The following is a 6749-nucleotide window of genomic DNA, read 5'->3' on the forward strand; positions in this document are numbered from 1 at the left end:
GAAATATTTACACGCAAAATAGAGAAAAGTGAATTTGAGGATCCTCAAATTCACTTTTCTCATTATTTAGAAGCTAGTTATGTCCCAGCCTCCTATTTACTGAATGGAACTTGACTGGATACTACGTGTTTTCCTGTTGTCTTTCTACGCATATCTTTTTGCAAGATACGATAAAGTGTGAAGCAAGCGGTTAAGAGCAGTAACAGATAGAAGCCGAGGAAAGATGTGCAGACAATCAGCCAATCCGCAGTTTGCAATGGAAATAGGGTTGCATAGATTGCGATACTTGCAACACTGACTACTTATATAAAATTAGATGGATTTATTAATAGGATCAAAAAAATACCTTTTTTATTATGTAAACAAAAGAGAAGAGGTGAGTAAAGCAATCTTTTACTCACCTCTGTTATTTACTACCCTTTTTGCTTTTGTTTTTGTCTCGTTTTTGCTAGATCATCCTGCACACTTTTGTTCCAAAGCTTGACGCCGGAATGGTAGGCAGAGCGGCTAATAAGATGGCCTGCTACTGGTGCAGTGATAAAGATGAACAAGATTCCTAAAACAAGTCTTGAGTTGAAATATCCGTCTTTTACAAAGAAAAAGATCGTAGCACCAATGAGAATCGACATAACTCCTAATGTTGTCGCTTTTGATGCTGCATGGTTTCTTGTGTAGACATCTGGGAGTCTTATGACACCGAACGCAGAAACCAAGCTCAAAAACACCCCGATAATAATAAAGATTGCAATGATGATTTCAATGATCTCGGTCACGTTCGATAATCTCCCCTCTCTCTAAAAATTTGGAGAATGAAACAGTTCCGATAAAGGACAAAATACCCGTTAATAAAATGACATCTAGATAGGCACTCGTATCTAACAGCATCGAAACAATGGCCACAATCGCTACTAAGTTAATGCCCATTGCATCAAGAGCAATGACTCTGTCTGGTACGCTAGGTCCATTAATGACGCGATAGAGCAATATTAGTATGGAAAGTGAGAAGCAGATTAATGCAATGACAAAAACGGTTGTTAACATTAGCGGCCCACCTCCATAATTGCTTTCTCAAACGATTGCTTAATGCTATCAATTTCTTCTTCGACATCTTGTATATCCATCGCATGAATATATAAAATTTTATTATCTGGAGACACATCAATGACGAGCGTTCCCGGAGTGAGCGTGATCAAACTAGATAATAAAGTAATTTCCCAATCTTTTTTTAACTCGGTCTCCAGGGCGAAAATACCAGGCTGCATATCTAATTTAGGTTTTAACACAACTTTAATAACAGCAATATTCGACAAAATTAACTCGCGTAAAAAGATCAAAGTCAGCTTTATCACAGAAAAGACGCGATAAATATACAAACGACTCGTAAAAAAGCGGCGCATCACAAAGATAATAATGAAGCCAAGAAGATAGCCTGATACAAACGTTGCAGCTGAAAAGCTTCCTTCTAAGAAAGTCCATAATAAAGCTAAGATAAAGTTTAATAATATTTGAAGAGCCATTTTACATTACTCCTTTAACACGGCATCGATGTAAATGGATGGATCTGTCAACACGTCTGCAGCTTGTGAAATAAAGATATTAATCCATTCTGCACCGAATCCATAAATGACAGTGATAGCAACTAACAGTACTGTAGGAACGAGCAAATACGATACCGGTGCCTTTTGATTGATTGTACCTTTTGTTTCTCCCCAGAAACCATTTAAAAATACTTTCATTAAGGAGTAGAGAACAAACAAACTAGATAAAAGAACAATGAGCGCACCAATGAAATCTCCAGCGGCAAAACCGCCCTTAGCAATCAAAAGCTTGCCAACAAAGCCGCTAAAAGGTGGAATTCCAGCTAACGTTAATGTAGAGATGAAAAAAGTCCAGCCTAGAAACGGATAATGGTTGATCAATCCGCTGAATTTGCGCAAATCAGCTGTTCCTGTAATAGCCATGATAATTCCTACTAAAAAGAATAGGGCTGCTTTAATGAGCATATCATGAATTAAGTAAAAAACAGAACCTGTTAGTGCTTCAGTTGACATCATGGAGATTCCATAAGTAATGACTCCGATTGCAATGATAATATTAAAGATAATCATTTTTTTAATATCTTGATAAGCGATTGCGCCAATGATTCCAACGATGATAGTGAGGATAGACAGCACACCAAGTATTTGATGAGTATATCCAATATCATGGTAAAAGAATAGTGTGTAAGTCCTCAAAATGGAGTAGACGCCTACCTTTGTCAACAATGCACCGAACAATGCCATAATGGCTGGCGGCGGAGCATAATATGAGCCTGGCAGCCAGAAATATAATGGGAAAATTGCACCTTTTAATCCAAACACGATCAGAAACATGATAGCGATCACTGTCAAGATGCCCGGCTGCTGGATCTCACTAATCCGTACAGAGATATGTGCCATATTCAGTGTACCAACAACGGAATATAAATAAGCAACTGTAATGACAAATAATGCAGATGATATGACATTCACTAGAATATATTTGATCGTTTCACGAAGCTGAATCTTCGTTCCGCCTATGACAAGCAATACATAAGAGGACATGAGCATCACTTCAAAAAAGACAAACATATTAAAGATATCGCCTGTTGTAAAAGCGCCATTCACACCAACCAACAGAAATTGGACCATTGAATAGTAATAATACTTTTCCCGCTCCTCCCCAATTGAACGAAAGGAAAAAAGAATCACTGTTAAAGTAATGATGCTTGCTGTTGTAACAAGCAGCGCTGAAAGCATATCAGAAACAAGTGTAATTCCAAAAGGTGCAGGCCATCCCCCGAGATCGACTACTTGTATGCCATCTTGTCGAACGGTGCCAACTAAAATGAGAGCTGCTATTGTCGTAGCAATGGCCGAAATAATGGAAATAGCACGTTGAAGCACTACTTTTTTTGGAATAAAAATGAGAAGGAGTGCGGTAAATAAAGGAATTATTATTGGTACTAAAAGTAAATTAATCATGACCTTCATTTCCTCTCATTTCTTCCAGATTATCAGTGCCTAATTCTTGATAAGCTCGATAGGCAAGCACTAAGAAAAATGCTGTAACACCAAAGCTAATGACGATCGCTGTTAAAATTAACGCTTGCGGAAGCGGATCAGTATAAGTACTTGCTTCCTCGCCAAGGAGGGGGACAGTTCCTGTTTTTAATCCACCCATCGTTAAGATCAGCAAGTGGGCGCCATGACTTAATAGCCCAGTTCCAACAATGATTCGTAAAATATTTTTAGATAACATGAGATATACGGCAGCCATAAAGAGGACGCCGATGACAATTGCCATTAATAATTCCATTATTCACTCTCTCCTATCGTTTGAATAATGGTCATCGTAGCACCAACGACAACAAAATATACGCCAAGATCAAATAACGTAGCAGTGTGAAGTGCAGTTTCTCCTAATATGGGAATATAAATGTCGCCAAATACGTGTGTTAAAAAGGGAACATTAAAAATCATTGACCCTGCTCCAGTACTAACGGCAAATAATAAGCCAATGCCAATCATGATTTTAAAGTCAAATGGCAAGCTTTTGGAAACCGTTTTTATATCGTAAGCCAACAACAAGAGAACGATCGCTCCTGAAGTCATTAAACCTCCAACAAATCCACCGCCTGGATTGTAATGGCCAGTAAAGAAAAGATGAAAAGAAAATAAAATGATAATAAAAGTAATAATCTTCGTTGTTGTTTGTAAAATAATATCGTTTACTTTCATTTACATTTTCCTCCTTGTCAATCTTAATTTAATCATGCCATATATTCCAAGTGCGGCAATTGAAAGGACGGCGATTTCAAACATTGTATCAAACCCACGAAAATCAACGAGTGTGACATTAACCATGTTTTGTCCAGCAGCTTTTTCATATGTGTTTTCCACATAATATTGTGAAATAGAGTCAAATAGTTTCGTACTATGGGAAGAAATCGCAACAAGGGCAACGGTCAACCCAACTCCAAAGGCAACAATTGCATTTGTTAATTTAAATGACCGGCTCTCATTTTTTGTATTAATGTCAGGCAGATGATAGAAAGCTAGCAAAAATAAGGCAACTGATATGGTTTCAATTACTAATTGCGTTAATGCCAAATCAGGCGCTCTAAATAATACATAGAAAAGCGACATTGTATAGCCAACTGATCCGAGTGCAATGATAGAAGCCAACCTCGATTTTGCAAACAAAAGCATGATTGAGCCGATGATGACGATAGCTGTCAAAATTATCTCATAGATGGTAATGCTTGCAAGATTATCTGTCTGAACATGAAACGCATTCCGCTTCCATAAGGTAAAACCGACACTGCCAATTAAAAACAGAAATACATAGATAAGATAAGTACGGACAGAGCCATTCATCATCTTATTGTTCAGCTGATAAGCCCCTTTTTCTGAAATTACAAGGCTATTGTCATATAACTGATTCAATGTAAGCTTTTTCGGCAAACGTTCGTATAAACCTTTCCACTTAGGAAACGTTTTGTATAACAATATTCCTAATGCAATAACGCCAATAGTCATCCATAATTCTGGAGTAAATCCATGCCAAAATTGAATATGGACAAATCCTTCAGTTGAACCTAACAGGCTTGGGACGATGGCAGCAGTTGCCGGTTCAATAATATTTCCAGTAAGGATATTTGGAAATATGCCAAAAGTAACGACAAGCAATGCTAGTACAATTGGTGAGATTAACATGCCAATTGGAGCTTCATGTGGTTTTTTCGGCAATTTCTCTGGTTGATAAGTGCCTGTGAATGTTTTGAAAAATAAGATCATACTATAAACAAACGTGAAGACACTTGCAATCCAAGCAAGGACAGGGAAAAGGACTCCCCACGTATCAAATTGAAAAATATTTAATTGCAGCACATTGACCATACTTGCAAAGAACATTTCTTTACTAAGGAATCCATTAAATGGCGGTAAACCAGCCATAGAAAAGGTTCCAATTAGAGCAATCGTAAAGGTGATCGGCATAATCTGCATTAAGCCTCCGAGCTTGCGGATATCACGTGTTCCTGTTTCATGATCAACAATACCAGCTACCATAAATAGACTGCCTTTAAAGGTAGCATGATTGATTAAATGAAAGACTGCTGCAATAGTAGCACCGATAAAGATATTATCGTCTAAATGATCAAAATGCAGTGCAGCTGCTCCTATACCTAGTAGAGACATAATAAGGCCGAGCTGACTGACCGTTGAAAATGCGAGAATTCCTTTTAAATCAGTTTGTCTAACAGCATTAAAAGAACCCCATAATAATGTCACGATTCCAAAGCCAGCAACAAGCCAGAGCCATACTTCTGAAATAGCAAAGACGGGGCTGAGACGGGCAACTAAATAGATGCCGGCTTTAACCATCGTGGCAGAGTGTAAATACGCACTGACTGGTGTTGGAGCTTCCATGGCGTCAGGCAGCCAAATATGGAATGGAAATTGAGCTGATTTTGTAAAAGCACCTAATAGTACGAGTACTAATGCAGGTATAAACCATTCATGTGTGACAATATCTCCGGACGAAGCAATAATTTCACGAATACTGTAGCTTCCAGTCATTAACTGCAAGAGCAAGAAGCCTCCAAGCATAGATAAACCGCCAAAAACCGTAATCAGCATCGATTTTTGTGCACCATAACGCGACCGCTCACGATGATACCAATAGCCAATTAACAGGAATGATGAGAAAGATGTTAATTCCCAAAATCCATAAAGAACGATAAGGTTATCGGAAAGAACGACACCGAGCATTGCTCCCATAAACATTAGTAAATAAACATAAAAATGATGCAATTTTTCCTTATCTTTTGCTAAATAAAAAATCGAATAGAGAACGACAAGTGCACCTATTCCAGTAATTAATAGAGCAAATAAAAGCCCTAATCCGTCTACATAAGCAGTAAAATTAATACCGTATGACGGAATCCATTGCAGCGTTTCTTGCACAATTTCATGATTTTTAATTGTAGGAATTAGCCGCAAAAAATAACTGAACAAAAGTATAGGAATAACAAGTACAAACCACCCTGTATGCACAGGACGAAACCCTTTATATAAAAAGGGAACCAGGATCGCCATAAGAAATGGCGCAATGATGGCTAAATGTAGTAACGACAAGGTTGACCCCCCTTTTTTTAATCATCATTTAAGTCAATAACAAATACTTCTGGATGTGCTTAAAATAGGTGTTCAAAGGTTATTCCAAGTAAGCTTCGTAAAATTGCTCACCCCTTCGCATTGAATGGGAATTCAAAAGCTCATTTGATGAAACATCACTTATTTTGGATTGTAGTCCGGTTTATTATGGTACTTTAATCAAAAAAAGTGATGTGATCCTTCAGTCATACATTTTACCCATTCTATTTAAAATATCCAAAAACGAAAAATAAAAATGCCTTCTCTCGCATTATAGCGCAAAAAATTATGAGATGCATTAATCGAAAAATTCAAATCAAAGAATATCAGAAATTTATTAAATAGGTAGAAACATGGGTAAAAACGAGAGAAAAAATTAAAAAAAATAAATTGGAAGGCAGAAAAAGACGGGGAAAAACACAACAAATAAAATCTATTTTTAACTTTTATTTCCATTTGATACAATCTTCAAATATAATGAGGTTGGGACAAAACCCACCTCTGACATGAAAAAGCCGGTGAAATTTTACGACGAGTAAAATTTCACCGGCTTTGATAACTTTTGCATTAAAA

At 37.3% G+C, this 6749-nt stretch carries 7 protein-coding genes; all 7 read right to left on the reverse strand.

Translation table 11 applies throughout. The features are described 5' to 3' along the window. Positions 1-413: 413 nt before the first annotated feature. The 7 genes from mnhG to J2S08_RS22245 are packed head-to-tail and all read right to left on the reverse strand — an operon-like array spanning position 414 to position 6158. Positions 414-773 carry a monovalent cation/H(+) antiporter subunit G gene (mnhG, locus tag J2S08_RS22215; RefSeq protein WP_307233523.1) on the reverse strand — a complete coding sequence of 120 codons (360 nt, stop codon included), beginning with the start codon at positions 771-773 and terminating at the stop codon, positions 414-416. After that, positions 757-1041 carry a Na(+)/H(+) antiporter subunit F1 gene (locus J2S08_RS22220; protein WP_307233525.1) on the reverse strand — a complete coding sequence of 95 codons (285 nt, stop codon included), beginning with the start codon at positions 1039-1041 and terminating at the stop codon, positions 757-759. Before J2S08_RS22220 ends, mnhG begins: the two co-directional genes overlap by 17 nt. Continuing rightward, positions 1041-1517 (reverse strand): Na+/H+ antiporter subunit E, encoded by a 477-nt coding sequence (locus J2S08_RS22225; RefSeq protein WP_307233526.1) that lies wholly within the window; start codon positions 1515-1517, stop codon positions 1041-1043. The genes J2S08_RS22220 and J2S08_RS22225 overlap by 1 nt, the downstream gene beginning before the upstream one ends. 6 nt (positions 1518-1523) lie before the next feature. Continuing rightward, entirely contained in the window at positions 1524-3002 is a 1479-nt protein-coding gene (locus J2S08_RS22230; protein WP_307233528.1) for a Na+/H+ antiporter subunit D, read from the reverse strand. Continuing rightward, entirely contained in the window at positions 2995-3336 is a 342-nt protein-coding gene (locus J2S08_RS22235) for a Na(+)/H(+) antiporter subunit C (protein ID WP_307233530.1), read from the reverse strand. Before J2S08_RS22235 ends, J2S08_RS22230 begins: the two co-directional genes overlap by 8 nt. Continuing rightward, a complete protein-coding gene (locus J2S08_RS22240) occupies positions 3336-3758 on the reverse strand; it encodes a Na(+)/H(+) antiporter subunit B (protein ID WP_307233532.1) in 423 nt (140 codons plus the stop codon). Before J2S08_RS22240 ends, J2S08_RS22235 begins: the two co-directional genes overlap by 1 nt. Further along, a complete protein-coding gene (locus tag J2S08_RS22245; RefSeq protein WP_307233534.1) occupies positions 3759-6158 on the reverse strand; it encodes a Na+/H+ antiporter subunit A in 2400 nt (799 codons plus the stop codon). Between the last annotated feature and the right edge of the window lie 591 nt (positions 6159-6749).

Origin of the sequence: Bacillus chungangensis (genome assembly GCF_030812995.1) — a bacterium.
Lineage (GTDB): Bacteria > Bacillota > Bacilli > Bacillales > Bacillaceae_C > Bacillus_CF > Bacillus_CF chungangensis.